The organism is Bradyrhizobium sp. Arg237L (genome assembly GCF_029990105.1).
GTDB lineage: Bacteria > Pseudomonadota > Alphaproteobacteria > Rhizobiales > Xanthobacteraceae > Bradyrhizobium.
Genome location: NZ_JAQMIL010000202.1, coordinates 1 through 688 on the forward strand (window position 1 = coordinate 1; position 688 = coordinate 688).

Annotated in this window: 1 protein-coding gene; it reads right to left on the bottom strand. The window is 64.0% G+C overall.

The annotated features are described in order from the left end of the window. Positions 1-52: 52 nt before the first annotated feature. Positions 53-688 (bottom strand): LysR substrate-binding domain-containing protein (locus tag OZ411_RS43490; protein ID WP_282532806.1); only part of this gene is annotated, 636 nt, incomplete at its 5' end.

Sequence of the window (688 nt, forward strand, 5' to 3'; positions counted from 1 at the left end):
CCTCTGCAAAACGTTCGAGGGTTTTGCCAATCCAAGCGGTACGATCTGTTCATCATGCGGCCGTTGTGTTGCCGGCGGATTGCTGCCCTTCTTGTTCCAACCAATCGCAAAACACCGCCGTCTGTGAGCCGCTTTCGCTCCCCGCGGGCAAGTAGGCGAAGTAGCTCCTGGCCGGAAGACTGACATCGGGAAACGGCGCGATCAGGCGGCCGGCCGCAACGTCATCGCCGATCAGGGCGGTCGGTCCCATCGCCACGCCCAAACCATCGATCGCCGCCTGAATGGTCAGGAAGAAATGATCGAATGTCAGCGTCGCCGTCGGGGTGACGCGAGGCTGTCCGGTTTGCACCAGCCAATCGTGCCATAGCCGCGGCATCGACGTGACGTTCAGCAACGTGTGCTGCGCGAGATCGGAAATGTCCGCCAGCGGCAGCTTCGCGACCAGTGCGGGGCTGCAGACCGGCAACCGGCGCTCCGAAAGAAACAGCCGGGACGTGAAGCCGTGAAACGAATCCGGGCCGCCGCGGATGACCACGTCGAACGTGTCGGCAAGCGCGTCGATCGGGTCGTTTGACGTGGTGAGGTGGACCTCGATGTCGGGTCGCTCGTCGCGAAAGCGGCTCAGCCGGGGAAGAAGCCAGCGCATGCTGAACGTCGCCAGCGCGTTGACGCGCAGCACGGCCGCCGG